Here is a 26,857-nt window from a genome sequence, read left to right as displayed (position 1 = left end):
TCGCCCCCAGCGTGGCCCCGGACGGCCGTCGCGCGGCCCGCCTCACCTTAACGGGTTACCGATCACGGCGAGCCGGGATCCGCTCACTTACAGCAAGTTTCACGTCAGGTCCAGAGGGACGTTGGCGATACCGCAAACAGCCCCTCCGTTCCCTTCGCCCACCCACGTGGGTGGGATCATGTCCGGCGTGCAAGCGGACTCCGAGGTGGAACCGGGAACACTGCTGGTCGCCGCCCCCACGATGTTCGACGAGAACTTCCGGCGGACGGTCGTATTCGTCATCGATCATCGTGACGAGGGAACGCTCGGGGTGGTGCTCAACCGGCCGAGCGAAGTGCCGGTGGGTGAGGTTCTGCCGGGCTGGGGTTCGCACGTCGTCGAGCCGGAATCGGTGTTCGTCGGTGGCCCGGTGGAGAAGAAGACTGCGTTGTGCCTGGCCGCGTTGCGCACCGGCGAGGACGCCTCCGAACTGGAAGGCCTGATCGCGGTTCGCGGTCCCGTGGCGCTGGTCGACCTCGACGCCGACCCCGACGAGCTCGTCGCCAAGGTTCGCGGCATGCGCGTGTTCGCCGGGTACGCGGGCTGGGACGCGGGACAGCTCGCCGCGGAGATCAACCGCGGCGATTGGCTGATCGTGCCCGCCCTGCCGGGAGACGTGCTGGCCACGCCCCACCGCGACCTGTGGGCACACGTCCTGCGCAGGCAGGGCCTGCCGACCGCACTGCTCGCCACTCACCCGGGCGACCTGCAACTCAACTGACCGACGCGCGTGTCCTGCGCCCAGCACCGCGTGTCCTGCATTCAGCACCGTGTGTTCTGCGCCCAGACCCGCGTGTTCTGCTCCGGCCCGTCGCCCGACCACCACCCCTCGACGATCCGCTGGGCGCGGCTGCGTCCTCCCGCGTGTTCTGCGTCCGCGACGGCTCCGGCCGGCCCGTCGGCATGTCATCCCCGTTCCGCGTCGCCGAGCAGCGCCGCGATGTCGGCGCCCGCCGCGACCAGGGCGACCATGCGGTGGGCGAGGTCGGTCAATCTGCCCTGGAGTGCCTCGACGGGCGCGTCGACGTCGCCGAGCTCGCGGACGGTCTCGAGGGTGCCGCGCACCGCGGGGATGCCGTAGCCAGCCGCGCGCAACGCGGCCGTGATGCGCGCCTCGCGAATGGCGCCCTGCGGGTATCGCCGCGCCCCGTACGACGTGACCCGCTCCGGCAGCACCAGCCCTTCGCGTTCCCAGAACCGCAACGTCGAGGTGCGCACCCCGAGTGCCTCCGCCAGCTCGCCGATGGACATGGCGTCGGCCGACGTCTCCGCCGTGTACGAGTCGGTCTCGGAGCGGATCGTCCGGAGCGCCGCCACTGCGTCGAGCGCCTGCGTGCGCAGGCGGGTCAGGTCGACGTGGAGTGCGCTGACGACGGCGGCCGCCTGGTCGAGCGGCAGGGTGCGGACCTCTCGCAGGGTGCGGCGTGCGACGACGGGGCCGATCGCGGCGGCCAGCCCTCGGTAAGCACGTAGCGCGACGACGTGTCGTGGGGTGAATCGCCGGTAGTTGTTCGGGGCCCTCGTGGCGGGCGGGATGACGCCGAGACGTTCGAGGTCGCGCACCTGCTGTGGGCTGTACCCGGACGCCGAGGCTAGGGAAGCCGTGGTCAGCGAGCGGTCACCGGTCGTCGAACCCTCCATAAGCACTTCAATAACAGACTTGAGCCATGACCATCGACGACATTCTCGGAGTGGCCCGGTCCCTTTCCGGTTCGCTGGTGCTCTCGCCGGAGCCGGGCAGTGCGTATCCGGAGCTCGCGTGGGGCGATCACTTCTTCTACTACTCGCCGGACGGGCAGGTTCCGCAGCGGATACAGCCCTACGCCACGATCGTCACGAAGAACTATCCCGGCGACGAGGAGTCCCGGCTCGACGCCGACGGCCGGTGGCGGATCAATGTGCAGGTCACCCGTGAGCGCTTCGCCCAGCTCGTCGGGCGGCCTGCGGCCGCTGTGGACTTCGCGGACGTCGACCTCGCGGCGACCGACACGGTGCTGCCGCATCCGGTGTATGCGCGCGCCGGCCTGGTGGCCGTCGTCAACCCGGGGGAACGGACGCACGGGCTCGTCGCCGACCTGGTGCGCGAGGCCCATCGCCGGGTCATGGCGCGGGCGAACCGGGCTGGGCCGACGTAATCCTGTGTGCCGCGATTCGGATCCCGCGCAGGCCCGGTTCGGGGTTGTCGAGCGTCGTGCAGCGGTAGTGGCCTCACCGTACGGTTGGGGGATGCGCCGCCTGCTGATCTCCGTGCTCGTCGCCGTGGCCGCCGCGCTGGGCGCGTTCGTCGTCGCGATGCGTCGGAAGTCGCCCGCCGTCCAGGACCGGGTCCGTCAGTTCAGCAAGCACGTCATGACGCCGGCCGTACTGCCGACCGCCGGCACCGCCGGGCGGGGCAACGGCGTGGTGCACCACCGGGGACGCACGAGCGGCCGCGAGTACGCGACGCCGGTGACCCCGGTGCCGATCAGCGGCGGCTTCCTGATCGCGTTGCCGTACACCTCGCGGGTCGACTGGGCTCGCAACATTCTCGCCGCCGGCGAGGCCACGATCGTTCACGACGGTGCGAGCCACCGGGTGGTCGATCCGGCGGTGATGCCCTACGGCGACGTGGCCGATCTGCTGCCGCCATCCGCCCGGATCGGGGCGAAGGTCTTTTCGATGGAGGAGTTCCTGCGGGTTCGCACGGCCGGGTAGCCGGCTGCGGACGGCCAGTTGGGCCGTGCCAATGTAACAGTGCTTATATAAGCCCTGTTACAGTATCCGAGTGAGTGACGAAACCCCTGGTCAAGGCGATCCGACCGACGTCGGCTTCTGGCGACCCTTGCGAAGGCTGCAGGACGCGATGGACGCCGAGATCGCGCGGCTGTACGCCGAACGCGGCGTGGACGTCCGGCCGAGACACACGATGCCGCTGATCCGCCTCGGCAGGCGCGGACCGATGACCATTCGCAAGCTCGCCGAAGCCACCGAGGTCACGCATTCGGCGATGAGCCAGACGGTCGCCTCCCTCCGCGGCGACGGCCTGGTCGTCACGCGTCCCGGCGACGACGCGCGCACCCGCGTCGTCGAACTCACCGACGCAGGCCGCGAGCTGCTGCCGTTCCTCGAAGCCGAGTGGCGCGCCACCGAGGAGGCCGTCGCCGAGCTCGACGCCGAACTGCCGTACTCCTTCGGTCGCGTCGTCGAGGACATGGCCGCCGCGCTCGAACGGAGGTCGTTCCGCGATCGCATCGCGGCCCGGCTTCCGGACTCGCCGTGAGCGTGCCGGGGCCACGCGCCCCTCGGCACGACCCCGAACGCCACCGCGCCGCGCATCACCCCGCCGAACACCCCGGATCCGAACACCTCCGCCCTGAACCCGGCAGCCCTGAACCCGGCTGCGCGGAACTTCCCTGCGGGATCGGGTCGTGAGCCTGCGTCGCGCGCTCGTCGACGTGCGGCCGCTCCGAACCAGCGCGGACTTCCGCAGGCTGTGGATCAGCACCTCGGCGTCGATGTTCGGGCAGCAGGTCGCTGTGGTGGCGGTGCTCGCGCAGGCGTGGGCGCTGACGGGCAGTTCGTTCGCGGTCGGCGCCGTCGGGTTGGCGCAGGCGGTCGGCATGGTGGTGTGTGGACTGGTCGGTGGCACACTGGCCGACGCCGTCGATCGGCGGCGGCTCGTGCTGTGGACCACGGTCGGCCAGACGGTCGCGGCGGCGTCGCTCGCGGCGCAAGCGTTTGCGGAGCTGCGGTCGTTCGTGCTGCTGCTGGTTCTGGTCGGGGTGCAGGGAGCGCTGGCCGGTCTCGGGGCGCCCGCGCGGCGGACGCTGGCGGTGAACCTCCTGCCGTCCGGGCAGCTCGGCGCCGGGCTGGCGTTGTCGAGCCTGAGCTTCCAGGTGGCGCTGCTGGTGGGGCCCGCACTCGGCGGAGTGGTCACGGCGGCGTGGGACCCGGCCGGTGCGTACGCGCTCGACGCGTCGTTCCTGCTGGTGGCCGCCTGCGGCCTGGGCGGGTTGCCCTCGATACGGCCCGAGGGCGGGGACCGTCCCGGGCTGCGTTCCATCGCGGCGGGGCTGCGGTTCGTGGTGGTCAACCCGGTGCTCGGCGGGTCGTTCCTGACGGACGTGCTGGCGACTGTGGTCGCCATGCCGGTGGCGCTGTTCCCGGCGATCGCCGCGCAGCGGTTCGACGGCGATCCGCGACTGATCGGCTGGTTCCTGTCGGCGATCGCCGTGGGCGGGCTGCTGGCGGGCCTGGCATCGGGCGTGTTCGCCCGGGCCCGGCGACTCGGGGCGGTGCAGCTCGCAGGGTCGCTGGGATGGGGCGTCGCCCTGACGGGGTTCGGGCTGGCGGGGTTCGGGCTGGCGGAGCCGCTGTGGGTCGCGCTCGGCTGCTTGGCGGTCGCGGGCGCATGCGACGTGATGGCGGTGGTGTCGCGCGGCGCGACGACGCAGCTGGCGACGCCGGATTCGTATCGCGGACGGGTGAGCAGCGTGGAATTCGTCCTCGGCGCGGCGGGCCCGGATGTGGGCAACTTCCGCGCGGGCAGTGTCGCCGGGATGACGTCGGCGCCGTTCGCGGCGGTGTCGGGCGGCCTGCTCTGCGTGGTGGGCCTGTGCGTGCTGACGCTCACCGACCGCCCGCTGCGAACCTTCGAACGGCCGTGACGTCGCAGTGCTCAAAGCTTCCCAGGGCACGCCCTCCCGCCTCGGCCCATCCGAGGCGGACGCAACGGCCCAATGGGCATGCGACTACTGGGCACGTTCGACACGAACGTGTGGGCGCCCCAAAGGTGCCCTTGGGGCATCGAAACCCGGCTACTGCGCCTCGTCGGCTTGCGCGGCTGCAAGAGCGCCGCAGCCGCCTCCGCCGCACGCGCAGCCGCCGCAGCCCGCGGGTTCGGGCGCCGGTTCGGGCACGGCCTGCGCCGCCCGGTTCCCGAGCGCTCCACCGCCCGCGACCAGCGCGAACATGCCGACGAGGCCGATCGCCGCGGCGATCACCGTTCCCCAGATGCTCGGCATCACGAAACCGGCCACGCCTGCCAGCACGCCGACGGCGCCCGCCGCGATGGTCGGCAGCCCCGCAACGCGGTTCGCAACCCGGAACGCCTCGTCACTGCGCAGTGTCGCCCGCGTGCGCACGCCTGCCCCGCGGTCACGAGGCAGCTTCTCGCGCAGGCCGAGGACACCGCCCCAGCCGACGAGGACGCCGAGGACTGCGGGAATCAACGAGGCGACGATCACGACGATCACGACCCCGAGAATACGCAGCGGACCGGATCGTCATGTCGACACCCGAACCGGCTGTGCGCAGCGTCATGCCGTGCGGAAACGGCCGCGGTGATGCTCGGTGCGCGGGGTCACGGCGGCGGCACCCGGTGTGATCGCACCGCCGGTTGCGGCCCCGGACCAGTACGCCTACGTAAACCGGGTGACATCGGGAGTTACCATGGCACCGTGAATTCGGCGAGCCTGCTCCTTAGCCGGCCGCGCTGACCCGCGACCAGCGGTCGGCGCGGCGAACCCCTCATGCCTCCAGGCTGGGGGGTCGATTGCTTTTCAGGGCGTTAGACCAGATGCCACAGGCGGGCAGGCCACGAGTGCGGAAGGGTTCCGGCGAGAGATGACAGACGGCAGCGATACGACCCCGGCGCAGCGGTACAACGCGGCGTTGGCGGGGCAGATCGAGCGGCGCTGGCAGGACTACTGGTCCGATCACGGCACCTACCACGCCCCCAATCCGGCCGGCCCGCTCTCGGACGAGTCCGCGCCGATGCCGTCCGACAAGCTGTTCGTGCAGGACATGTTCCCGTATCCGTCGGGTTCGGGCTTGCACGTCGGCCACCCGCTGGGCTTCATCAGCACCGACGTGTTCGCGCGGTACAACCGCATGATCGGCCGGAACGTGCTGCACACGATGGGTTTCGACTCGTTCGGCCTGCCCGCGGAGCAGTACGCGGTGCAGACCGGTACGCACCCGCGCACCACGACCGAGCGCAACATCGAGCGGTACCTGGACCAGATTCGCCGCCTGGGCTTCGGCCACGACGAGCGCCGCCGCATCGCGACCACGGACATCGAGTTCTACAAGTGGACGCAGTGGATCTTCCTGCAGATCTTCAACTCGTACTACGACGACCGCGAGAACAAGGCGCGGCCGGTAGCGGAGCTGGAGAAGCAGTTCGCGGCCGGTGAGCGCGAGACGCCGGACGGCCGCGCCTGGTCGGAGCTGTCGGCCGCCGAGCAGCGGAAGGTCATCGACGAGTACCGGCTGGTGTACATCTCCGAGGCGCCCGTCAACTGGGCGCCCGGCCTGGGCACGGTCGTCGCGAACGAGGAGGTCACCGCCGAGGGGCTGACCGAGCGCGGCAACTTCCCCGTGTTCCGCAAGCCGCTGCGGCAGTGGATGATGCGGATCACCGCGTACGCCGACCGCCTGGTCGACGACCTGGATCTGCTGGACTGGCCCGAGAAGGTCAAGTCCATGCAGCGCAACTGGATCGGCCGCTCGCGCGGTGCGAACGTCCGATTCCCGGTGGGCGACGACACCATCGAGGTGTTCACCACGCGCCCGGACACGCTGTTCGGGTCGACGTACATGGTGCTGGCGCCCGAACACCCGCTGGTCGACAAGCTGACCGCCGACGCCTGGCCCGAGGGCGCGAAGGAGGCTTGGACGGGCGGCGCGGCGACACCGGCCGAGGCCGTCGAGGCGTACCGCAAGGAGACCGCGCGCAAGTCCGACCTGGACCGCCAGGAGACCAGGGACAAGACCGGCGTGTTCACCGGCTCGTACGCGACGAACCCGGCCAACGGCGAGTCCATCCCGGTGTTCATCGCCGACTACGTGCTGATGGGGTACGGCACGGGCGCCGTCATGGCGGTGCCGGCGCACGACGAGCGCGACTTCGAGTTCGCGACCAAGTTCGAGCTGCCGATCCTGCGCACCGTCGAGGCGCCGGAGGGGCACCCGGCCGACGAGGCCTACACCGGTGACGGCACCGCCATCAACTCCACCAACGAGGACATCAGCCTGAACGGCCTCGGCGTCGACGACGCCAAGAAGACCATCATCGGCTGGCTGGAGGAGAAGGGCCACGGCGAGGGCACCGCGGCGTACAAGCTGCGCGACTGGCTGTTCGCGCGGCAGCGGTACTGGGGCGAGCCGTTCCCCATCGTCTACGACGAGCACGGCACGCCGATCCCGCTGCCCGAGGACCAGTTGCCGGTCGTGCTGCCGGACGTCGACGAGTACTCGCCGAAGACGTTCGACCCGGACGACGCCGACTCGGAGCCCGAGCCGCCGCTGGCGAAGGCCACCGACTGGGTCGAGGTCACGCTGGACCTGGGCGACGGGCCGAAGAAGTACCGCCGCGACACCAACGTGATGCCGCAATGGGCCGGTTCGTGCTGGTACCAGTTGCGCTACGTCGACCCGACGAACGAGGAGCAGTTCGTCGACCCGGAGAACGAGCGGTACTGGATGGGTCCGCGCGCCGCCGAGCACGGCGTGAACGACCCGGGCGGGCTGGACCTGTACGTCGGCGGTGTCGAGCACGCGGTGCTGCACCTGCTGTACTCGCGGTTCTGGCACAAGGTGCTGCACGACCTGGGCTTCCTCTCGTCGTCCGAGCCGTACCGGAAGCTGTTCAACCAGGGCTACATCCAGGCCTACGCCTACACCGACTCCCGTGGCGTGTACGTACCCGCCGAGGAGGTGACCGAGTCCGACGGGAAGTTCTTCCACAACGGCGAAGAGGTCACCCAGGAATACGGGAAGATGGGCAAGAGCCTGAAGAACTCGGTCGCTCCCGACGAGATGGCCGACACCTTCGGGGCCGACACGTTCCGCTTCTACGAGATGTCCATGGGGCCGCTGGCCGATTCGAAGCCGTGGGCGACGAAGGACGTCGTCGGCGCGCACCGCTTCCTGCAGCGACTGTGGCGCCTTGTGGTCGACGAGAACACCGGTGACCTGCGCGTTTCCGACGACGAGCTGTCGGAGACGGATCTGAAGCTGCTGAACAAGACCATCGCGAACGTGCGCGAGGACTACGCCGAGCTGCGGTTCAACACGGCGGGCGCGAAGCTGATCGAGCTGAACAACCACGTCACGAAGACGTACGGTTCCGCAGGGGCCACGCCGCGCGCGCTGGCCGAGCCGATGGTGCTGATGCTGGCGCCGTTGTGCCCGCACATGGCCGAGGAGCTGTGGCACCGGTTGGGCCACCCGGACACGCTGGTGCACGGCCCGTTCCCGGTGGCGGACGAGAAGTACCTGGTCGACGACACGGTCGAATACCCGATCCAGGTCAACGGCAAGGTGCGTTCGCGGATCACGGTCGCGGCCGACGCGAGCTCCGACGACGTGCAGGCGGCGGCGCTGGCCGACGAGAAGATCGCGGCGGCGCTGGACGGCGGCGAGCCGAAGAAGGTCATCGTCGTACCGCGCAAGCTGGTCAACGTCGTCGTCTGAGGAAGTGCGGAAAGCCCCCAGGGGCACTTTGGTTGCACTCAATGCAACCAAAGTGCCCCTGGGGGCGGCGGTCCGAATCGCCGACGGGCCGGTCGTGTCGAACCGTGGACGCGAGTTGTCCACATCGCGCCGGTTGTCCACAGGGATGACGATCAGTGGTTCCGTCGTCCCCCGGCGGTCCGCACGATCGGACGGATGAGACGAGGGCGATGGGCTGACAACCCCGAGACGTTAAGGCTGCACAGCAGACTGGGCGTGACGCGCGCGGCAACGCTGCAGGAACTGACCGTCGACAAGAGCACGGTTTATCGCCGCTGCCTTCCCGGTGGGCCGTGGCAGCGTCTCCTGCCTGGCATCATTCTGCTCGAGAACTCCCCACCGACCCTCGACCAACAGTTGACAGCCGCGTTGCTGTACGGCGGTCCGGGCGCGCTGATCACGGGTGTTCACGCATGTCGACGGCAGGGTTTGCGCCTGAACAAGTTCGGCACAACGGCACGCGATCCCGAGAAGATCCACATCCTGATCCCGCACACGCATCGTGTCGAAAGTTCTGGTTTCGTACTGGTCGAGCGGACCCGACGCATGCCGAGAAGTACGTACATCGACGATGTTCCTGTGGCTACGGTCCGGCGGGCGGCGCTGGACGCCGCACGCCGGCTTCGGGCTGATGAACCGGTCGCGAATCTGCTGTTCGAAGCGATGCAGCGCGGACATTGCACGCCCGACGACCTTCGGGTGGAGCTCGACATCGGTGGGCAACGCGGCACGGCGATTCCCCGACGGATCCTCAGCGAGATCACACACCTGCGATCCGTCGCGGAACTGGATGCGAAGCGGCTCACTGCAGCGATGTCTCGTCCGCCGACCCACTGGAACGTCAAGCTGTTCTCCCCTGATGGGCGGTATATCGCCACTCCTGACGCCTGGTGGGACGACGTCGGACTGGCGTGGGAAATCGACTCGGCCGAGTTCCACTACTCACGGGACGCGTACGACCGGACCGTGAAACGCAACTCCCGGTACGGCCAGGTGAGCGTTCCGGTCGTGCAGACGCTGCCTTCGGAACTGCGAGGCAACCCGAGCACCGTGCGCAGTGAGCTCGAAGCCGCCTACCGTGCCGCTTCCGAACTCGGTCGCCCACGGGTGCGGATCGTCGGACTCGACAGCGCGTCAGCATCGCGGGGGTCGACGTCCAGTGGGCCGGACTTCCCCGCTGCATGACGTGACGGCCCGCTGGGGCGGCTTCGCGAGGGGAGGATTCGTCGCGTTCAATGCAACCAAGGTGCCCTCGGGGGGCACGGGCACCTTGGGGGCGCTCAGGTCACGGTGGTGTCGAGGCCGATCTCCCTGGCCAGGTCCGCCAGCAGGGCGTCGAACAGCGCATCGGGCTTCGCCAGCGGGATCGGATAGTTCCCGAACACCTCGAGGGTGACGTGGCCGTACAGCCGCGCCCAGAACTGCATCATCAGGTACGTCGTGCCCACGGTGAGCCGCTGCGGCGGCACGTCGATTCCGGCCCCGGCCAGCACAGCCAGTAGCGCGTCACGGTAACCGGCCAGATCGTCGCGCAGCTCGGCGGGCACGACGTCGTCGCTGGGCAGTGCCGCCTCGTCGGCGAGCAGCACGTCGCCCGCGGCGAGGAGGAAGAGCCTGCCGAACGGTTCGGTGAGTTGCTGCAACTTGGCCGTACTGCTCGTCGCCGCGGTCGCACCCGACGCGAACACCAGCGTGAACTCGTTGATGTGCGCCAACGCCCACTGCCGGAACCCGCGGCAGATCGCGAACAACCGCCGCGGTCCGCCGGCCTCGTGCCCGGCGATCTCACCGGCCAGGGCTTCTCCCAGGTCGGCTACGACGTCGGCGCGGAGGTGTTCGAGCAGGTCGTCGCGCGATCCGTAGTACCGGTACAGCGCAGGCGCGGTGATGCCCAGTTCGCGGGCGATCGCGCGCAGCGTCACCGCCTCGGGTCCGTGTTCGACGAGGAGCGTCCGCGCCGTCTGCCGGATGTCGCGATCGGTGGCGGCGCGCTCCCGAGCCCTGCGCCTGCCCGCCTGATCCCGTCCGCCGCGGTGCGGTGCCGCACCGGCTCGGGGCGCGGGGCCCGCCGAGCCGGCCGGGTTCGACGGCTGCGGATCCTGCGCCGGAACCGCGTTCGACTCAGGAACCGCGTTCGACGCAGATACCGGGCCTGAACGGGGAGGTGGGCTCGACGGCCTGTCCATCCGCAAAGTCTATGTTCGCCGCGCCCACCGCGTGCAGTTCATCGGTGAAGTCGGGGCGCCGCCGGCACCGATCACTCGGGGGGCTACGTGACCGATGCCGGCGACCCGACGCCCGACCGGACCGGACGGTCCCGCCGGACAACACACCGCGCGAACGCGGCATGCCTGTGAGAGCCCTTGCAGGCTCCAACCATGACGCCGACGTTCCCGTCTCACTCGAAAGTAGGAACGCCTGTGCTGGGCGGCTCGCCTGATTGTCGCACTGATCGCCGCCGCAGTTACAAAAACTTTCACATCTGCGTCCGCATATCTGCATCTGCAAATGCCCCCACCGGCGGCATGGCAGGGTGTAGGGGTGACCGAAGCTGTTCTCGTCGTCGGCTCGGCGAACGCCGACCTCGTCGTCGCCACGGATCGCCGGCCAGCAGGTGGAGAGACCGTTCTCGGTGGTGACACGCAGATCCTCCCCGGTGGCAAGGGGGCGAACACGGCCGTGGCCGCCGCCCGCCTCGGCGCCGACGTCGCACTGATCGGCGCGGTCGGTGACGATGCCCACGGCAGGCTGCTGCTCGACTCGCTCCGCGGTTCCGGAGTCGGCACCGACCGCGTGCGTGTGGTCGACCGGCCGACCGGGGCCGCGTACATCACCGTGACCCCCGACGGCGAGAACTCGATCCTCGTCTCCCCCGGCGCCAACCACGCGCTCGCACCGGCCGATGCCGCCGACCCGGCGGGCGCGAAGGTGCTCGTCGCCTCGCTCGAGGTTCCGCTCGACGTCGTGGAGCACGCGATCGCCTGCGCCGCACGGGCCGGCGTCCGCACGGTGCTGAACCTCTCGCCCACGGCGAAGCTGTCCGAGGAGACGTTGCGGCACCTCGACGTCCTCGTGGTGAACGAACACGAGGCCGCCTGGCTACTCGGCACCGACGGCGACGGCAGTGGCGACGGCGACGGCAGTGGCGGCAGCGACGGAAGTGGCGGCCACGACAGTCACAACAGTGACGCGGCCAGCCTGCTCGACCTCGGTCCGGACGCGGTCGTGATCACGCGCGGACCGGAGGGAGCGCTCGTCGCCACCCGCGGCGAGCAGGCGGATATCGACCACGTGGAGGTGTCATCGCCGCAGGTCACCGCCGTGGACACGACGGGAGCGGGCGACGCCTTCACCGGCGCGCTCGTGACGTGGCTGGCCTCGGGTGCGACAGTTGCCGACGCGGCGCGCCGGGCGGTCGACGTCGCCGCGGTGTCGGTGACCAAGCGCGGCGCCCAGCCCTCGTATCCGCTGCTCGACGAATTAAGCTGAGTTTCCGATCAGGTTTGGGAGGATCAGGCACATGGCCGAGGCGAAGTTGTCCGGCGTGGGCGTCAGCCCCGGCCGCGCGAGCGGCCCGGTCGTACGGGTCACCGACACCATCGAGGAGCCGGCGAGCACGCCGGGACCGGATGATCCGTACGCCGAGTCCGCGCTGATCGGCCCCGCGGCGGAGAAGGTCGCCGCCCGGCTCGAAACGATGGCTTCCGCCGCGACCGGTGACGCCGCCGCGATCCTCACCACCACGGCCGCGATGGCCGCCGACCCGTCGCTGGTCAGTCAGGCCGAACAGCTCGTCACCGCGCAGCGCATCCCTGCGGCCCGCGCCGTCTACGAGGCGGCGGGCCACTTCGCGCAGGCACTGTCCAACGCGGGTGGGTACATGGCCGAACGCGTCCGCGACGTCCACGACGTGCGTGACCGGATCATCGCCGAGGTGCTCGGCATCGCACCGCCCGGCGTTCCGGAGCTGACCACCCCGAGTGTGCTCGTCGCCCGTGACCTGGCCCCCGCGGACACGGCTGGGCTCGACCCGGCGAAGGTGCTCGCGCTCGTCACCGAGGAAGGCGGTCCCACCAGCCACACGGCGATCCTGGCGCGGTCGATCGGCATCCCGGCGATCGTGGCCGTGCGGGGTGCGCTGACGTTCGACGCCGGGGCTTTCGTGGTCGACGGCGACGCGGGCACGGTCGAAGCGGCCGATCCGGCGGCGCCCGTCGTCACGGCCACCGCCGGCGGAGCCGCCGAGTGGAACGGCACGGGTGAGACGTCCGACGGTCACCGCGTGAAGGTGCTGGCCAACGTGGGTGCGCCCACCGATGCGCGTGCCGCCGCCGACGCGGGCGCCGAAGGTGTCGGCCTGTTCCGCACCGAGTTCTGCTACCTCGACGCCGACGACGAACCGGGCGTCGACGGGCAGCGTTCGGCCTACGCCGCGGTCCTCGAACCGTTCCGCGGCAAGCCGGTCATCGTGCGCACGCTCGACGCGGGCGCCGACAAACCGTTGGCGTTCCTCGCGCCGGAGGCGGAGCCGAACCCGGCGCTCGGCGTCCGCGGGGTGCGTGTGGCGTTCGACCGGCCCGGCGTGCTGGATCGTCAGCTCGAGGCCATCGCGGGCGCGACGGCCGACTCGGGTGCCGACGTCGCCGTCATGGCTCCGATGGTCGCCACCGCCGACGAGGCGGCGTGGTTCGCGGAGCGGGCGCGCGCGGCCGGAATCGCGCGGGCAGGCGTGATGATCGAGGTGCCCGCCGCGGCGCTGAGCGCCCGCGAGGTGCTGGAAGCCGTGGACTTCGTGTCCGTCGGCACCAACGACCTCGCCCAGTACACCTTCGCCGCCGACCGGCAGCTCGGCGCGGTGGCCACGCTCAACGACCCGTGGCAGCCCGCACTGCTGCGGCTCATCGGCATGGTCGGCGACGCGGCGAAGGCGACCGGTAAACCCGCGGGCGTGTGCGGCGAGGCGGCCGCCGACCCGGGACTCGCCCGAGTGTTGGCAGGCCTCGGCGTGACGAGCCTGTCGATGAACGCCGCGTCGGTGCGCGCCGTCGGTGCCGCTCTCGCCGGCGTCACGCTGGCCGAGTGCGAACGTGCCGCCGAGCAGGCGCTGGCTGCGCCGAATGCGCAGGCGGCCCGTACGGCGACGAAGTAGGGCCAGGGGTTCGGCCGCCGCCGACACGTTCGCCGGTGAGCGGCGGTCGTCGGCGGCCGGACGCGGTCAGGCGAGCCAGCTGCGGCGCGGGTACCGCACCGTCATCGAACCGCCGACGACCCGGCCCGTCACCACGATCCGCGGCGTGCCCGCGGCCCGTGTCGAGTCTGTCTTGTCGGTGAGCGTCGACCACTTCAGCTCGTCGATCCCGTTCAGGTCGACCGACGCCTGCTCCGGCACGATCAGGTTGACCGAACCCCACTTCGTGTCGAGTTCGACATGCACGGCTTTGCTGGTGAACTCCGCCGACGAGAAGTCGAGTTTCGTCTCGCCGTACTTGTTGCGCACCAGCATGTCCGTCGGCACCCGCCACCGGCCGCGGCGCACGAGCGTGCTGCCGACGCCCTTGAGTTCGACGCGCCTGCCCGTCGGCCGGTCGATCCACGGGTCGTCGGGCTGCCCACCGGTCCAGGCCGGGCTCGCAGCTCCGGCGGCGGGTACGGCGTCCTCGTGCCGCAATCCGGGCAGGTCGACCAGCACGGAGTTCAGCTCACCCCGCGTGCGCGCCCCGAGCGCCGTGTCGGTGCGCTCCGAGAACTCGTCCAGGTCCAGCATGCCGTGACCGATCGCGCGCTGGAGCAGTTCGACGACGTGCTCGCGCTCGGCGTCGGACACCCGCAGGTTCCGCAGCCGCTCCCGATGGGTCGCACCGGGAGCCGACTCGGACGCCGTGCCCGCAGACCCCGGAGTGTCAGCCGATCCCGGAGTGCCCCCCGACCCCGGCGTGCCCGCCGACCCCGCGGCGCCAGCAGACGTTGTGCCGCCCGCAGACGTTGTGGCGCCCGCCGACTCCGGCGTGCCCCCCGACCCCGGAGTGTCAGCCGATCCCGTGGTGCCCGTGGTGTCCCCCGACTCCGCGGCGCTCGCGGACTCAGCCGATGTCGCCGAGCCCGGGTCGGCCGTGGCCGCCGGTTCCGCCGTGTCGGCAGGCTCCGCGGAGCTCGTCGCATCGGCACCCGGCGCGGCTGCGTGCGCGCCGTCGGCGGGAGTCGCGTCGCTGGAGTATTCAGTCACACCGAGAACGGTACGACCGCGACCGCCGCGGCGGATCCGGGAAACCCCTGAGAACCGCCCCCGAACCACACCGGATGTCGGAGAAGGCTCACTCCTGTTCCTGATCGAGACCGTGCTCGATGGCGTATCGGGCGAGTTCGACGCGGTTGTGCAGCTGGAGTTTCCGCAACGTCGACTGCACGTGGTTCTCCACGGTGCGGTGGGAGATGACGAGCCGGTCGGCGATCTGCCGCGCCGTCAGGCCCTTCGCGACGAACCGCAGCACGTCCTGTTCGCGCTGGGTCAGCTGGGGTGGCGGATCGCCCCCGCTCGGTGTTTCGGCCATCCGCCGGTACTCGCCCAGGACCATGCCGGCAAGGCCCGCCGTGAACACCGGGTCGCCGTCGGCGGTTCGCCGCACGGCGTCGACCAGCTCGGTCACGGACGCCGACTTGACGAGATAGCCCGACGCGCCCGCCTTCACGGCCTCCAGCACGTCGGCGTGCTCACCGCTGGCCGACAGCACGAGCACCCGGGTGTCGGCCAGCTGTCCGGCGATCGCCCTGATCGCGTCGACCCCGGATTGTTCGCCGAGGTTGAGGTCCATCAGCACGACGTCGGGGGTGACCGTGGTCGCCACCCGCACGGCCGAGTCGACGTCAGCCGCCGTGGCGCGCACGTCGAAGCCGTGTTCACTCAGGTCCCGCGCGACGCCGTCCCGCCACATCGGATGGTCGTCGACGATCATCACCGACACCGTCATCGGGTGGTCCTCCTCAGGTCGACCGGTCGTGGCAGGTGCATTTCCCACTCGGTTCCCGCACCGGGTGCGGTGTCGAGCCGGGCCGTCCCGCCCAGTTCGGCGAGCCGGCCCCTGATGGATTGGGCGACGCCGATGTGTCCTTCCTCGGCCGCCGCTTCGAGCCGGCCCTCGGGAATGCCTGGCCCGTCGTCGCGGACCGTCAGTACGATCTCGTCGGAGAGCTCTTCCAGCAACACCCACGCCTTCGCGCCCTCGCCCGCGTGCTTGTCGACGTTGGAGAGGGCCTCCTTCACGGCGGTCAGCAGTTCGCCGACGGTGTCCGCGGGCAGCCGCACCTCGGAGGCGGGTCCGGAGACCTGCACCCTCGAGGTCGCCAGCACCCCGAGTGCGGCGCGCAGGTCGGCGTTGCCGTCGCTGGGGCCGAGGGGTTCCGACGTCACGAGGGCCCGCAACGCGATCTCCTGCTCGCCCGCCTGCTTGGCGAGTTCCGCGGCCTCGCCGCCGAGTTCGGCGCCGCGCCTGCGCACCCGCGCTAGCACCTGCAGCACACTGTCGTGGATGGAGCGCGCGAGGCGTTCGCGTTCGGCGGTGGCGGCCTCGGCCCGCATCGCGCGCGAGACCACCGCCTGCGACCGGCGCGCGGTCGTCGCGGCCATGCCGATGATCGTGCCGCTGGCGAACAGCAGCAGCCCGTCGCGTGCGACGTCCAGGTCGAACTTCCAGCGGGCGACACCGGTGCACACGGCGACGATCAGCCCGCCTGCAGCCCCGCCGACGGCGCCGAAGCGCGCGCCTGCCGTCAGCGGCGCGACGGACGCCCACACGGTCGTCAGCAGCGGCGCGGTGATGGCGAACTGGTACTCGGACAGCGCCAGCTGCGAGAGCAGCATGATGCCGCACGTCACGACCACGTCCGCCACGACGAGACCCGCGTAGCGGGTGCGCACGCGCACGAACGCCGCCGTCGTCACGATCGACCACACGAGCATCACGGCCCACGCGCCCCATGCCAGGGCCAGGTTGCGGTACTCGTGGAAGTGGACGATCACCGCACCCAGCGCGAACGCCAGCGTCATCCACCGCAACACGATGGTTCCCCACCACAACGGGGTGATCGGGTCGAGCAGGTTCGGTTTGGATGCGGTCGTCATCGGGGCCGCCTGACTACTCCTCTGATCTGTCTGATTCGCCGGTCGTCACCGTAGTGTCGGAATTCGTGTCCCGGGATGCGGCGTTCGGGTCGTCGTGGTCCGTACCGCCGGGGTCGGACTCGGATCCGGCCACATCGGTTCCGGTCACGGGATCACCGTCACCTTCGAATTCGTCGCCGTGGACCAGCGATTTGATGCCGGCGTTCAGCACCGCGAGCAGTGGGACGGCCAGCAGGGCGCCCGGGATGCCCGCCACGGTCAGGCCGACGGTGATCGCGAGGACGACGGCCAGCGGGTGCAACCGCACCGAACGGCCGAGCAGCAGCGGCTGCAGGACGTTGCCTTCGACCTGCATGACGCCGACCACGATGGCCAGCACGATGACCGAGGCGATGAAGCCGTTGGTCACCAGTGCGACGAGCACCGCGACGGCACCGGTGACGACGGCACCGATGATCGGGACGAACGCACCGAGAAAGATCAGGGTGGACAGCGGCACCACGAGGGGAACGCCGATGATCCACAGGCCGACGCCGATGAGGACGGCGTCCACGACGGCGACGGCGGCGGTCGCGCGCACGTAGTTGATCAGCGAGGTGAACCCCCGGCGGCCCGCGAGGTCGGCGCGATCGCGCACGTTGCGGGGCACGCCGCGGATGAGGAACGTCCAGATCTGGTTTCCGCTGGTCAGGAAGAAGATCAGGATGAAGAGCGTCAGCAGGAACCCGGTGAGGAACGTGCCGATGGTGCCCGCGGTGGTCAGTGCGCTGGAGGTGACCGCGGCCTGGTTGTCCTGGATGAACTGGACGCCGTTGTTGATGGCGTCCTGGATCTGCGTCTGCTGCAGGTGCAGTGGCCCGTTGATGAGCCAGTCCTCGATCTGTTCGAGGCTCTGCGAGACCTGTTGCTGCAGCGCGGGCAGGCCTTCGGTGAACTGGATGATGACGAACGTCAGCAGCCCGCCGACGACACCGAGTCCGCCGATCAGCACGATCACGGCCGCCAACGTCTGCGGCAGGCCGATCCGCATCAGCCGGTGCACCGCGGGGATCAGCAACGCGGCGAGCAGCAGCGCCACCGACAGCGGGATCACGACGACGGGCAGGTAGCCGACGACCTCCCCGATGACGTACAGCGCGGCGACGATGACCAGGAACCGCCAGGACAACGCTGCCGCGACCCGGAAGCCCTTCGGCACCGATCGTGCGACGTCGGCGTCGAGGGGGCTGCCGTGGGATGCGGGGTCGGAGGGGAGGCTCCCGGGCGTCCGGGCCGTGTCGTCGTCCACGGGCTAACCGTATCGAGGTCGACGTCGCCGTGTGCGGTGAGTCGATCTACGGGCGGGGGCTGCTACGCCGAGTGATGCGTTGATACGGCGCGTGATTTTCACACCTTCGTGCCATCAAGTCGTGCTGGACGTGATTTCCGGGGCTCGGGTTTGCCATTGTCATCGGCACGCGGGTGAAACCGCGCCGGAATTCATTTTCCGATTCTTCTTCATGTTCCGCGGTGTCCAAGGGTGGGCGCTGACGGGACGAGGCTTGTGAGGCCCTTGCACGCACCGGCGTTCCCCGATGCCGATTCGTGCGGGTTCGAGATTCGCGAGGAGTGCGCGTGACAGCGACGACCCCGACACCGGACGCCCGGCGCGTCCGTCGGTGGTTGTGGCGCGCGCTCACCGTCTCCGGAGGCGCAGCGGCCGCCACCGCGATCGCATGGGGCTTCGGCGCGACGTCCGCCTCCGCGGTCGAGAACCCGCTCGACAACATCGGCGAAGCCAAGCCGTCGGCCGACGTGCCGTTCACCTCCGGTGCCGGGGATTCCCAAGCGAAGGACTCCGGTTCCTCGAGCTCCAAGGCAGCCGATTCCCAGTCCTCCGGCGATCGGTCCGACGGACGGCAGACGCAGTCGCCCGACGGTGGTGTGGACCACGGTGGTGCGCCGGAGGGCGACACCTCGGAGGCCGATGAGGCATCGGCCGACACCGCGTTCGGCCGCCACCTCGCGGACCGTGTCGACGCCGGCGATCTCGCCGAGTGTGACCCAGCCGCGCCCGGTCCGACCGACGTGCGCGGCCTGTTCGACGACGCGCACAGCGACCGGTTCGACATCGGCCGCTTCGCCGATCGTGGCCGAGACCTGGCGGATGCTGAGGATGCCGCCGAGCCGGCCGAAAGTGCCGACGCCACCCAAGCCTCCGGCGACGCCGAGAGCGCAACGTGCCAGGACTCGGACGCCGACCGCCCGGATGCCGATCGCCCGGACGACACCGACACGCCGGAGACCGCCGAGCCGTCCGAATCATGCGGCGCCGCCGACGGTTCCGCAGGGCGACCTCACGCCGAGCACACCTGGAAAAAGGTCACCGGCCGGGCCCGCGAGGCCGTTCACGGTTTCGGTGACGCGCTGCGCGCAGCCGCCGACGACTGGTCCGGTGACCGTTCGGTCGGCTGGGACGACTGGTCCGGCTTCGAGCTGCCGTGGTCCGGCTTCACGGCCGATCCGGCCGACTTGCCGTCGCCGTCCGACGTGCCGATGGGCCCGGGCGGCCCGGACCTGTCCGAAGGCGCGCCCCAGACTTCACCGCACGACGCCGACGCCCGCGCGCCCGGCGGCGAGCGGCATCACACCGTGACGTCCACTTCGGACCACGGTCACCATGAGACGTCCGGTGTCGACGACACCGGTCACGACGGCGAGAGCACCGAAAGTGCCGCCGTCGACACCGACTCCGGCGAGCCGACGAGGTCGTCGGTCCCGGAGTTCGACCCGCAGTACGTGCCGGCATCCGTGCCGTCGCACTCGTCGATCGCCGGCAGCACGCATGCCGATGCGCCGTCCGGCGCCGTCATCACCACGGCCGAGCCGTTCGCCGTGGCCGCCGTGGGTGCGGCCCTGCGCTCCGGCCTGCTGCACAAGTCGATGTCCCCGGGTTCGCAGCCCGGTGTGACGCCCGACTGATCACTTCCGCGGGGTAGCCGGCGCGCCCCTGCGGATTCCGTTTTTCCGCTTTTATTCTCCGCGTCGGCTTTTCCTTTCCCCGCATTTCCCGCGACGCGCCTTTCGGCGTGCTCGCCATCCGCCTCATGTCCCCGCGCGTTCGGCGGAGCGCAAATATGCCCTCTCAACAGGGAACCTAGGAAAAGGAGAACACCACATAATGCAGACCTGGGCGAAGCGCGGATTGCAGACCGCGCTGGTGACCGGTGGCATGATGATGCTGGGTACCGGCATCGCTTCCGCAGACGAGAACGTCGACCCGGACTCCCCCGCCGGTCCGCTCGATGCTGGCGTCAGCGTTCCCGTTCAGATCGAGGACAACGCGGTCGGCACGCCGATGGGCCAGCACGACCTGCCCGGTGTCGACAGGGAGGTCAGCACCAAGCCCGTCACGGACAAGGTCAACGAGGCCGCCGCTCCGGCGATGGAGAAGGCCCAGCCCGTCACGGACAAGGTCAACGACGCTGCGGCCCCCGTCACCGAGCGCGTGCAGTCCGCGGCCGACCGCGGCAATGCGGCGATGACCCAGACGGGCCCGCACACCGAGAAGGCCGCGCCGAGCGCCGAATCGCCGGTCACGAAGGCGACCGATGCCGGCGCCGACCGGCTCCCCGGGCCGGTGTCCGAGTCCGTTCCGCAGGCCGATCAGGTCACGGACACGCTCACGCAGCAGGCCGGGAGCACCGACGCGCGTCAGGTGCCCGAGCCGGGCGACGACCCGTTCATGGGCAACAAGGTCGACACCAACATCGCGCTGCCGATCCAGATCACGGGCAACGCGGTGGGCATCCTCGGTGACGCCGAGGTGCACTCGGACTCCGAGCAGTCCTACGAGCACAACTCCGACGTCAGCACCGACGGCTCCTCCGGTGGGCTCGCGGGCAACGTCGTGGCCCTCGACTGGGCGGCGCCGGTGCAGATCTCCGGCAACGCGGGCAGCCTGTTCGGTTCGGGCAAGTCCACGGGCAGCGCGTCGCAGGATGCCACCACCACGGGCGACGTGGACACCGACGGCTCCAACGGCGCCGGTGCGGGCAACGTCGTCTCGCCGCAGCTGGCGACGCCGGTGCAGGTGTCGGGCAACGCCATCGCATGGTTCCTCGGCCACTCGGAGACCGACTTCGACGCCAACAGCTCCGCCGAGAGCGGCGGCTACCTCGCCACCAACGGCGAGGGCGGCTCCGTCGCGGGCAACGTGGTGGGCGCTCCGGTCGCGCTGCCGGTGCGGGCAGCCAACAACGCCGCCACGTGGGGCGGTGACGCCGATGCATCCGGTTCGTCGATGGTCGACGCCGCCGCGGGCGACGACACCTCGCCGGGCATGCACGACATCGACAGCTTCATCCAGACGGAGGGCGAGAACGGCTTCGCATCCGGCACGATCGCCCAGCCGCAGGTCGCGTCGCTGGCGTCGGTGACGGGCGTCGCGGGTTCGTGGATCGGCAACGCCGCGACGGGCACCTCGGGCGACCGGCAGGCCGGCGGCACGGCGTCCGACGCGACGATGACCGCGGGCGGCGCCTCCAACACGAACGGCAACGAGGCCGCGGGCTCGGGCAACATCGTCGACGCCCCGGTGGCGCTGCCGGTGGAGATCTTCGGTGTCGGTGGCACGTGGATCGGCAACGCGCACGCCAACGACCACGTCAACAGCACCGAGGCGGTCGCCGGCGGCGACACGCTGACGCCGGGTGACGAGTCCGTCCTGTCCTCCAACACGGCTTCGGCCGCGATCGCGTCGGCCGCCGAGGTGTTCGGCGTGGGCGGCGCGTGGATCGGCAACGCCTCTGGCAGCGCCGAGTCCGACAAGCTCGTCGACGCGGGCGGCTACAACGGCACGCTCGCCAACGAGTCCTCCGGTTCGGGCAACCTGGTGCAGGTGCCGCTGGCCACGCCGGTCGAGGTCTTCGGCGTCGGCGGCAGCTGGATCGGCCAGGGCGTCGGCGAGGGCGAGGAGACCAAGGAGGTCATCGCCGGCGGTGGCGGCAGCACCATCGACGACTACGGCTTCGCGAACGCCAACCTGGTGCAGGCGCCGGTGGCGCTGCCCGCGCAGGTTTTCGGTGTCGGCGCCAGCTGGATCGGCAACGGCATCGGCGAGGGCGAGGGTGACACGATCACCGAGGCCGGCGGCGACGCGACCGCTGCGGGCGACAAGGGCACGATTGCGGGCAACATCGGCTTCGTCCCGGTGTCGATGCCCGCGCAGGTGCACGGGATCGGCGCCAGCTGGATCGGCAACGGTCACGGCACCAGCAGCAACCTGACCGACTCGATGGCGGGCGGCGACGCCACGACGTCGGGTGAGGAAGGCTCCATCGCGGGCAACCTGGTCGAGGTTCCGGCCGGTGGCGCGGCGTCGGTGTTCGGCAACGGCGCGAACTGGATCGGCACCGCGTCGGGCACCGGCGTGAACGACGTCGTCTCCGAGGCGGGCGGCGACTCGGAGACCGTCGGCGACGGCGGTTCGATCGCGGGCAACATCGTCAGCGCCGACGCGATGCCGATCGTGTCGGCCTTCGGCAACGCGGCCAGCCTCACCGGTGTCGCGAACGGTGCCGGTGCGAACTTCGTGGACGTCACCTCCGGCGGCGACAAGGAGACGTCCGGCATGGGCGGCGCGATCTCCGGCTCGATCGTCGACGTGCCGCTGACCGCGGTGGCGCAGCTGTTCGGCAACGCAGCCACTGTCGGCGGGGTCGCGAACGCCATCGGCGACAACACGACGGTGGGCGAGTCCAGCGGCACCACCACGACGGCCGGCGACCAGCAGGCGCTGTCCGGTGTGGACATGCAGCGTCCGATCGGTGTCGTCGCGCAGGTGTACGACGTGCCGCTCGCGCTGCTCGGCCAGGCCACCACCATGGCCAGCAACGACACGGACCTGACCGTCGCCGACGCGCCGATCGACCCGATCATCGACAAGCAGATCACCGGTTCGGAGCTGCCCGCGACGGGCATGCCGAACACGCCGTACTTCGACGCGCTGGCCAACCGGGCGCCGGAGCTGGCTTCCGCTTCGCCGATGCAGCGTTCGGCGACGCCCACCGCGGCGCCGTCGGCCCCGGAGCTGCCCGCCGCGCCGGGCATGCCGGGTGCGGGCGACCTGCCCGCCGGTGAGCTGCCGGTGAACGGCCTGCTGCCGGAGCTGTCCGGTGCGGGTGCCCCGGAGCTGCCCGCGATGCCGGCGCAGCGTTCGCACGTGCCGCAGCTGCCGGCCGACCCGACGCAGGGTGAGTTCGCGGGTGCGCTGGACGACGTGTCGCTGAACGGTGTCGAGCTGGGCGGTACGGACATGCGTTCCGCGGACTTCGGCGGCGTGCCGTCGGCTCCGGAGGTTCCGGCGGACGTGCCGGCCGACGCGGACGCGCTGCAGGGCGCGGCCGACGAGGTGGCCGTCAACGGCTACGGCCTGGGTGCGTTCATCTGAGCCGAACACATCCGCCGTCGGCCGTGTGACGCCGACTGAGTGATTCGCGGGCCCCGGAAGCGATGACGCTTCCGGGGCCCGCTTCCGTGTGTGGGGCGATCGCCGGTGCCGGTGGATCAGCCGAGCTGGACGGAGCGTTTCGCGAGGCCGTGCCAGTAGCCGTCGATGACGGTGTCCGGCCGGCGGCCCTCGCCTGCGCCGAGGGAGACGAACAGTGGCGCGAAGTGTTCGGTCCTCGGGTGGGCGATCCCGGCCGCGGGGGCTTTGTGCCGGAAGTCGAGGAGCGCGTCGATGTCGCCGGTGGACAGTGCGCCTGCACCCCAGTCGTCGAACTCGGCCGACCACGCGGGTGGCGTTCCGGCGGAGCCGTCGGTCTGGCGCATCGCGACGAGGTTGTGCGTGAAGAAGCCGCTACCGATGATCAGCACGCCGCGGTCCCTGAGCGGGGCAAGGCGGCGGCCGAAGTCGTAGAGCGCACGGGGGTCGAGGGTCGGCAGCGACACCTGCAGGACGGGTATGTCGGCGCCGGGGTACATCTCGACGAGCGGCACGTAGGCGCCGTGGTCGAGGCCGCGAGTGGGGTCGTCGTGGACGTTCTCGCCGAGGAGTTTCCGCACGTCGGCGGCGAGGTCGGGGGCGCCGGGTGCCGCGTAGGTGACTTCGTAGTAGCGGTCGGGGAAGCCCCAGAAGTCGTACACGAGCGGGACCGTCGTGGTGGCGCCGAGCGTGGCGGGTGCCTCTTCCCAGTGGGCGGAGACGACGAGGATCGACGTCGGTTTCGGCAGATCGGTGGACCAGTCGGCGAGCTGGCGTGTCCAGGTGGCGTCGTCGGCGAGCGGCGGCGCCCCGTGGCTCAGGTACAGCACGGGCATCCGGTCGGTCATGACGCCTCCTCCGGTGGTCGACAACTCTCGGCATCATGTTGAAATTTCAACGACAACGATACGCCCGGTCCACGGTTCGCGTACAGAGGTGTCCGTCACCGCAGGTCGGATGGGTTCCCTGGCTCACCGTCCCTGTCATGCGGCGACGTCATGACAGGCCACGTGGCCGAGTTCGAACGGCACCGGCCGCTGGTGTTCCGGGTGGCGTACGGGATGCTCGGCTCGGCCGCCGACGCCGAGGACGTCCTGCAGGAGACACGTTCGTCAGTTGGCACGGGCGCGCGGCCGGAGACGATCAGGACGCCGTCGGCGTGGCTGGTCCGGGTTGCGACGAACCTCTGCCTGAACCGGCTCATCTCCGCCAGGACCCGACGGGAGCACTACCGGGTCCGTAGCTGCCGGAACGGCTGCTGTCCGAGGATGTCGTCTCCTGGGTCGACGGCGGTGGCCGGGTGGGCGCGCCGTTCCGTGGTGGGCAGCTCGAAGGTGGCGCGGTATCTGCTCGGCACGCTGGCGAAGGCAGGCGACAGTCCGGATCTGGTGGTGTCCGAGGTCAACGGCGACGCGGCGGCGGCCCGCCGTGCAGCGGTCGAGCGTGCACGGGCCCGGCCTCGTCGGGTGCTGGTGCTGGAGGTGAGCGACGGTGTCATCACCGGAATCCGAATCGCCGCGACCCCGGACAAGCTCGGTTTCGCCTCGGCCCGGACTCTGCGGCTGTCACACTCCGCGTGGCCGTCCGATTCGTAAGGGGAATGCCAGTTGCGCGCGATGCCGTCCGCCGGCGACGGGCGGTGTCGCACGCCGATCCGAAGGTGGGACCGATGGGAACTTCGATCCTGGTCACGGGTGGTACGGGCACCCTGGGCAGAGCCGTTGTGGACAAGCTGACCGCCGGTCATGAGGTGCGGGTGCTGAGTCGCGTGCACGCGGATGATCGGCGCGCGGAGTGGGTGCGGGGCGACCTGCGGACGGGTGCCGGGGTGGCGACCGCCGTCGCCGGTGTGGAGGTCGTCGTCCACTGTGCGACGACCAATGGGGCGCGGCGACGTGGCGGCCACACGGAATCTGCTCGCCGCAGCTCACCGCGCCGGCCGCCCCCACGTCGTCTACGTGTCCATTGCCGGCAGTGACCGGATACCGCTCGCCTACTACCGGGCGAAACAGCACTGCGAGCGCCTCGTCGAACGCTCCGAACTGCCGTGGACGATCCTGCGCACGACGCAGTTCCACGACCTCGTCGCGACGTTCTTCGCCATGCAGCGGTGGTCTCCCGCCGTCGCGGTGCCTGCGGGTGTCAGCTTCCAGCCGATCGACGTGCGTGATGTGGCCGATCGCCTGGCGGCACTGGCCGCGGAGCCCGCGGCGGGCCGGGTGGCCGATCTGGGTGGCCCGCAGATCCGCACCACTCGCGAACTCGCCCGGGCATACCTGCAGGTCACGGGCCGTCGCCGAGTCGTGCTGCCGCTTCCGTTGCCGGGCAGGACGTTCCGCGGCTATCGCGAAGGGAGACATCTCGTCCCCGGCAACGCCGCCGGCCGGACGACGTTCGACGAGTTCCTGGCAGGGTCGACGAGGAGGCCGGGATGAACACGGGTGTCACGGCGGTACTGCGCGGCGGGCTGGGGTTCCTCCTCGCCACGCAGCTCGTCATCGGCTGCTGGGCCCTGCTGTTCCCGCGGGCGTTCTTTGCGATCCCGTGGGTCGGCATGCGCATGGACTACAACGAACATCTGATGCTCGACTACGGCGCGATGAGCCTGGCTCTGTCGGTCGTGTTGATCGCGGCCGTCGTCGTGACCACGCGCGATCTGGCCCGGATCGCTCTGGTCAGCTACCTGGTGTTCGCAGTGGCCCACGTCGTCATCCACGCCCGGCTGCTGCACCACCTCACGCAGGCCGAAGGAATCGGCCTGATGATCGCGTTGTCCGCTGCGGTCGCCATCCCCGCCGTCCTGCTGGTGCTGACCACCAGGTTGGGAACGGGCCGAGGCCGTGAACTCAGGCCGGACCGTAGACGGCAGCCGGGGCTCCGCTCGTGAGAGCCCAGTAGCGGTCACCGTACGACCAGTGCCACCACTCGGTCGCGTAATTGACCAACCCCGCGCCGGTCAGCGCCGCCGCCAGCACCTCGCGACGGGTGCGGCACTCGTCGCTGATGCTCGAGGCAGCCATGTAGCAGGCTCCGGAGCTTTCCTCCGGGTTGGCATTCACGCGGGTGCCGAGGTCCAACTCGCGTCCTTCGGCGTCGGCGAGGGTGAGATCGACCGCCGCGCCTGCGCTGTGCGGAGCGATCTCCGGTGGTGACACGTAACGGCTGGCTGCAGCGTGGAGTTGATCGCCCGACAAATCGGGCTGGGCAGTGGCAAGGGTCGCGGCGTACTCCTCGAAGTGGCGGCGTTGCAGCGAGGGTGGGCGGTAGCCCTCGACGAACAGGAAACGCATCCCGGCGGGAAGCAGGCGTTGTGCGTGGTGGATCCGTTCGTGTACGCCACGGCGAACCATGCGGAAATCGCCTGCCGGGTCGCGTCGGCGGTCGTCCACCAGAATCTCGCCGTCGCTTCCCACATCGACAAGTGGCTCATCGCAGTCATCGACAGGCACGGCAGCGACCCGGGGATCGGACATCAGAATGACGTCGCTCATGACGTGATCATGCCCTAGCGCTCCATCCGAGAACCATGACCACAACGATCTATGGATGGAGCACCAGGGCCAGCAGACTTCCGCTGCGCGTTGCCGGATCGATGGGCAGGTCGAGAACCGTGCGGCGATGGAACCGGCCGACCATGTGCGGGCCGCCCCGAGTCGTTTCCTTGGTCGAGCTTTCGGCTGCGCGGTCGGCATCGGTCCACTCCATTGTGTAATGGTTGTTTCGACCATGAGTTCGATAAT

At 70.4% G+C, this 26,857-nt stretch carries 24 protein-coding genes and 1 pseudogene; 14 read left to right on the top strand and 11 right to left on the bottom strand.

Going from position 1 to position 26,857, the window contains the following annotated elements; all coding sequences use genetic code 11:
• Positions 1–178 precede the first annotated feature (178 nt).
• A complete protein-coding gene (locus tag LY40_RS07580) occupies positions 179–760 on the top strand; it encodes a YqgE/AlgH family protein (RefSeq protein ID WP_183781045.1) in 582 nt (193 codons plus the stop codon).
• A gap of 185 nt (positions 761–945) precedes the next feature.
• Here LY40_RS07580 and LY40_RS07575 read toward each other — a convergent pair whose 3' ends face one another.
• Positions 946–1,680 carry a MerR family transcriptional regulator gene (locus tag LY40_RS07575; protein ID WP_258936359.1) on the bottom strand — a complete coding sequence of 245 codons (735 nt, stop codon included), beginning with the start codon at positions 1,678–1,680 and terminating at the stop codon, positions 946–948.
• Positions 1,681–1,706: 26 nt separating this feature from the next.
• On the opposite strand from LY40_RS07575, the gene LY40_RS07570 reads away from it, so the two are divergent.
• The 4 genes from LY40_RS07570 (at position 1,707) to LY40_RS07555 (ending at position 4,685) form a co-directional block, all read left to right on the top strand.
• Positions 1,707–2,174 carry a DUF6194 family protein gene (locus tag LY40_RS07570; protein ID WP_258936358.1) on the top strand — a complete coding sequence of 156 codons (468 nt, stop codon included), beginning with the start codon at positions 1,707–1,709 and terminating at the stop codon, positions 2,172–2,174.
• A 91-nt stretch (positions 2,175–2,265) separates the two neighbouring features.
• Positions 2,266–2,733: a PNPOx family protein gene (locus tag LY40_RS07565; RefSeq protein ID WP_183781051.1), complete on the top strand. Its 468-nt coding sequence runs from the start codon at positions 2,266–2,268 to the stop codon at positions 2,731–2,733.
• A gap of 64 nt (positions 2,734–2,797) precedes the next feature.
• Complete coding sequence (locus LY40_RS07560; RefSeq protein WP_443687885.1) at positions 2,798–3,298, top strand: MarR family winged helix-turn-helix transcriptional regulator; 501 nt, start codon at positions 2,798–2,800, stop codon at positions 3,296–3,298.
• A gap of 148 nt (positions 3,299–3,446) precedes the next feature.
• The gene (locus LY40_RS07555; RefSeq protein WP_258936357.1) at positions 3,447–4,685 is read left to right on the top strand and encodes an MFS transporter; all 1,239 of its coding nucleotides are present in this window, start codon (positions 3,447–3,449) and stop codon (positions 4,683–4,685) included.
• Positions 4,686–4,835: 150 nt separating this feature from the next.
• Here the strand turns inward: LY40_RS07555 and LY40_RS07550 are convergent, their stop codons facing one another.
• The gene (locus LY40_RS07550; RefSeq protein ID WP_183785168.1) at positions 4,836–5,264 is read right to left on the bottom strand and encodes an SdpI family protein; all 429 of its coding nucleotides are present in this window, start codon (positions 5,262–5,264) and stop codon (positions 4,836–4,838) included.
• A 379-nt stretch (positions 5,265–5,643) separates the two neighbouring features.
• Between LY40_RS07550 and leuS the strand changes: the two genes are divergently transcribed.
• Entirely contained in the window at positions 5,644–8,496 is a 2,853-nt protein-coding gene (gene leuS, locus LY40_RS07545; protein WP_258936356.1) for a leucine--tRNA ligase, read from the top strand.
• Positions 8,497–8,727: 231 nt separating this feature from the next.
• Here the strand turns inward: leuS and LY40_RS07540 are convergent, their stop codons facing one another.
• Positions 8,728–9,213, bottom strand: coding sequence for a hypothetical protein (locus LY40_RS07540; RefSeq protein WP_258936355.1), 486 nt, complete (start codon positions 9,211–9,213; stop codon positions 8,728–8,730).
• 21 nt (positions 9,214–9,234) lie between these two features.
• Here LY40_RS07540 and LY40_RS07535 point away from each other — a divergent pair, with 21 nt between their 5' ends.
• Complete coding sequence (locus LY40_RS07535) at positions 9,235–9,720, top strand: hypothetical protein (protein WP_258936354.1); 486 nt, start codon at positions 9,235–9,237, stop codon at positions 9,718–9,720.
• 95 nt (positions 9,721–9,815) lie between these two features.
• On the opposite strand, the gene LY40_RS07530 is transcribed toward LY40_RS07535, so the two are convergent.
• Positions 9,816–10,721, bottom strand: a complete 906-nt coding sequence (locus LY40_RS07530) for a TetR/AcrR family transcriptional regulator (RefSeq protein ID WP_307876675.1) — start codon at positions 10,719–10,721, stop codon at positions 9,816–9,818.
• A 355-nt stretch (positions 10,722–11,076) separates the two neighbouring features.
• Between LY40_RS07530 and LY40_RS07525 the strand changes: the two genes are divergently transcribed.
• Together LY40_RS07525 and ptsP are read left to right on the top strand one after the other, a co-directional pair.
• A complete protein-coding gene (locus tag LY40_RS07525) occupies positions 11,077–12,024 on the top strand; it encodes a ribokinase (protein WP_258936353.1) in 948 nt (315 codons plus the stop codon).
• Between the two features lie 31 nt (positions 12,025–12,055).
• The gene (gene ptsP / locus LY40_RS07520; RefSeq protein WP_258936352.1) at positions 12,056–13,684 is read left to right on the top strand and encodes a phosphoenolpyruvate--protein phosphotransferase; all 1,629 of its coding nucleotides are present in this window, start codon (positions 12,056–12,058) and stop codon (positions 13,682–13,684) included.
• A gap of 66 nt (positions 13,685–13,750) precedes the next feature.
• Here ptsP and LY40_RS07515 read toward each other — a convergent pair whose 3' ends face one another.
• The 4 genes from LY40_RS07515 to LY40_RS07500 form a co-directional block, all read right to left on the bottom strand.
• Entirely contained in the window at positions 13,751–14,374 is a 624-nt protein-coding gene (locus LY40_RS07515; RefSeq protein WP_258936740.1) for a DUF1707 SHOCT-like domain-containing protein, read from the bottom strand.
• Positions 14,375–14,846: 472 nt separating this feature from the next.
• The gene (locus LY40_RS07510; protein WP_183781072.1) at positions 14,847–15,500 is read right to left on the bottom strand and encodes a response regulator; all 654 of its coding nucleotides are present in this window, start codon (positions 15,498–15,500) and stop codon (positions 14,847–14,849) included.
• Positions 15,497–16,651 carry a MacS family sensor histidine kinase gene (macS, locus tag LY40_RS07505; protein ID WP_183781075.1) on the bottom strand — a complete coding sequence of 385 codons (1,155 nt, stop codon included), beginning with the start codon at positions 16,649–16,651 and terminating at the stop codon, positions 15,497–15,499. The genes LY40_RS07510 and macS overlap by 4 nt, the downstream gene beginning before the upstream one ends.
• Positions 16,652–16,664: 13 nt before the next feature.
• Positions 16,665–17,849, bottom strand: coding sequence for an AI-2E family transporter (locus tag LY40_RS07500; RefSeq protein ID WP_258936739.1), 1,185 nt, complete (start codon positions 17,847–17,849; stop codon positions 16,665–16,667).
• Between the two features lie 416 nt (positions 17,850–18,265).
• Here LY40_RS07500 and LY40_RS26075 point away from each other — a divergent pair, with 416 nt between their 5' ends.
• Together LY40_RS26075 and LY40_RS07485 are read left to right on the top strand one after the other, a co-directional pair.
• Positions 18,266–19,612: a hypothetical protein gene (locus LY40_RS26075; RefSeq protein WP_307876673.1), complete on the top strand. Its 1,347-nt coding sequence runs from the start codon at positions 18,266–18,268 to the stop codon at positions 19,610–19,612.
• Positions 19,613–19,811: 199 nt separating this feature from the next.
• On the top strand, positions 19,812–23,081 hold the full coding sequence (locus LY40_RS07485) for a beta strand repeat-containing protein (protein ID WP_183781086.1): 3,270 nt from the start codon (positions 19,812–19,814) through the stop codon (positions 23,079–23,081).
• A gap of 116 nt (positions 23,082–23,197) precedes the next feature.
• On the opposite strand, the gene LY40_RS07480 is transcribed toward LY40_RS07485, so the two are convergent.
• Positions 23,198–23,965 (bottom strand): dioxygenase family protein, encoded by a 768-nt coding sequence (locus LY40_RS07480; protein WP_183781088.1) that lies wholly within the window; start codon positions 23,963–23,965, stop codon positions 23,198–23,200.
• A gap of 150 nt (positions 23,966–24,115) precedes the next feature.
• On the opposite strand from LY40_RS07480, the gene LY40_RS07475 reads away from it, so the two are divergent.
• The 3 genes and pseudogenes from LY40_RS07475 (at position 24,116) to LY40_RS07465 (ending at position 26,004) form a co-directional block, all read left to right on the top strand.
• Positions 24,116–24,712, top strand: a complete 597-nt coding sequence (locus LY40_RS07475) for a sigma factor (RefSeq protein WP_258936350.1) — start codon at positions 24,116–24,118, stop codon at positions 24,710–24,712.
• A 74-nt stretch (positions 24,713–24,786) separates the two neighbouring features.
• Positions 24,787–25,552 (top strand): annotated as a pseudogene (locus tag LY40_RS07470) (SDR family oxidoreductase).
• Positions 25,549–26,004 carry a hypothetical protein gene (locus tag LY40_RS07465; protein WP_258936349.1) on the top strand — a complete coding sequence of 152 codons (456 nt, stop codon included), beginning with the start codon at positions 25,549–25,551 and terminating at the stop codon, positions 26,002–26,004. Before LY40_RS07470 ends, LY40_RS07465 begins: the two are co-directional and overlap by 4 nt.
• On the opposite strand, the gene LY40_RS07460 is transcribed toward LY40_RS07465, so the two are convergent.
• Together LY40_RS07460 and LY40_RS07455 are read right to left on the bottom strand one after the other, a co-directional pair.
• A complete protein-coding gene (locus LY40_RS07460) occupies positions 25,964–26,608 on the bottom strand; it encodes a M15 family metallopeptidase (RefSeq protein WP_183781099.1) in 645 nt (214 codons plus the stop codon). The two genes, LY40_RS07465 and LY40_RS07460, sit on opposite strands and share 41 nt — an antisense overlap.
• Positions 26,609–26,657: 49 nt before the next feature.
• Positions 26,658–26,822 (bottom strand): hypothetical protein, encoded by a 165-nt coding sequence (locus tag LY40_RS07455; protein ID WP_258936348.1) that lies wholly within the window; start codon positions 26,820–26,822, stop codon positions 26,658–26,660.
• Between the last annotated feature and the right edge of the window lie 35 nt (positions 26,823–26,857).

It is taken from the genome of Prauserella salsuginis (assembly GCF_024648885.1).
In the GTDB taxonomy this organism is placed as follows: domain Bacteria; phylum Actinomycetota; class Actinomycetes; order Mycobacteriales; family Pseudonocardiaceae; genus Prauserella; species Prauserella salsuginis.
Note: the sequence above shows the minus strand (reverse complement) of the source record. Positions and strands in the feature narration are given on the sequence as shown.

Bases quoted from the DNA above. Each gene is read 5' to 3' on its own strand.
- LY40_RS07580 (WP_183781045.1), top strand. From the start codon at position 179: ATGTCCGGCGTGCAAGCGGACTCCGAGGTGGAACCGGGAACACTGCTG.
- LY40_RS07465 (WP_258936349.1), top strand. From the start codon at position 25,549: ATGAACACGGGTGTCACGGCGGTACTGCGCGGCGGGCTGGGGTTCCTC.
- LY40_RS07575 (WP_258936359.1), bottom strand. From the start codon at position 1,680: ATGGAGGGTTCGACGACCGGTGACCGCTCGCTGACCACGGCTTCCCTA.
- ptsP (WP_258936352.1), top strand. From the start codon at position 12,056: ATGGCCGAGGCGAAGTTGTCCGGCGTGGGCGTCAGCCCCGGCCGCGCG.
- macS (WP_183781075.1), bottom strand. From the start codon at position 16,651: ATGACGACCGCATCCAAACCGAACCTGCTCGACCCGATCACCCCGTTG.
- LY40_RS07475 (WP_258936350.1), top strand. From the start codon at position 24,116: ATGACAGGCCACGTGGCCGAGTTCGAACGGCACCGGCCGCTGGTGTTC.
- LY40_RS07510 (WP_183781072.1), bottom strand. From the start codon at position 15,500: ATGACGGTGTCGGTGATGATCGTCGACGACCATCCGATGTGGCGGGAC.
- LY40_RS07565 (WP_183781051.1), top strand. From the start codon at position 2,266: ATGCGCCGCCTGCTGATCTCCGTGCTCGTCGCCGTGGCCGCCGCGCTG.
- LY40_RS07455 (WP_258936348.1), bottom strand. From the start codon at position 26,822: ATGGAGTGGACCGATGCCGACCGCGCAGCCGAAAGCTCGACCAAGGAA.
- LY40_RS07460 (WP_183781099.1), bottom strand. From the start codon at position 26,608: ATGAGCGACGTCATTCTGATGTCCGATCCCCGGGTCGCTGCCGTGCCT.
- LY40_RS07530 (WP_307876675.1), bottom strand. From the start codon at position 10,721: ATGGACAGGCCGTCGAGCCCACCTCCCCGTTCAGGCCCGGTATCTGCG.
- LY40_RS07480 (WP_183781088.1), bottom strand. From the start codon at position 23,965: ATGACCGACCGGATGCCCGTGCTGTACCTGAGCCACGGGGCGCCGCCG.
- leuS (WP_258936356.1), top strand. From the start codon at position 5,644: ATGACAGACGGCAGCGATACGACCCCGGCGCAGCGGTACAACGCGGCG.
- LY40_RS07540 (WP_258936355.1), bottom strand. From the start codon at position 9,213: ATGTCCGCGCTGCATCGCTTCGAACAGCAGATTCGCGACCGGTTCATC.
- LY40_RS07570 (WP_258936358.1), top strand. From the start codon at position 1,707: ATGACCATCGACGACATTCTCGGAGTGGCCCGGTCCCTTTCCGGTTCG.
- LY40_RS07485 (WP_183781086.1), top strand. From the start codon at position 19,812: ATGCAGACCTGGGCGAAGCGCGGATTGCAGACCGCGCTGGTGACCGGT.